The following is a 443-nucleotide window of genomic DNA, read 5'->3' on the forward strand; positions in this document are numbered from 1 at the left end:
AAGCTTTCGCTCATTGAAACGGAGTTACTTAAACTCTCACTCATTGAAACGGAGTTGCTTAAGCTTTCACTCATGCTTACTGAGTTACTCAAACTCTCACTCATCGAGACTGAGTTACTTAAACTCTCACTCATTGAAACGGAGTTACTTAAACTCTCACTCATTGAAACGGAGTTGCTTAAGCTTTCGCTCATTGATACCGAGTTGCTTAAGCTCTCGCTCATTGATACCGAGTTACTCATGCTTTCACTCATTGATACCGAGTTACTCAAACTCTCGCTCATTGAAACGGAGTTGCTTAAGCTTTCGCTCATTGATACCGAGTTGCTTAAGCTTTCGCTCATTGATACCGAGTTACTCAAACTCTCACTCATTGATACCGAGTTGCTTAAGCTTCCACTCATGCTTACTGAGTTACTCAAACTCTCACTCATTGAAACGGA

At 41.3% G+C, this 443-nt stretch carries 1 pseudogene; it reads left to right on the top strand.

From position 1 onward, the window contains the following. A pseudogene (locus LMB56_RS00050) lies at positions 1-443 on the top strand (hypothetical protein); the annotation flags it as partial.

The organism is Limosilactobacillus reuteri (genome assembly GCF_020785355.1).
Taxonomy (GTDB): Bacteria; Bacillota; Bacilli; order Lactobacillales; family Lactobacillaceae; genus Limosilactobacillus; species Limosilactobacillus reuteri_I.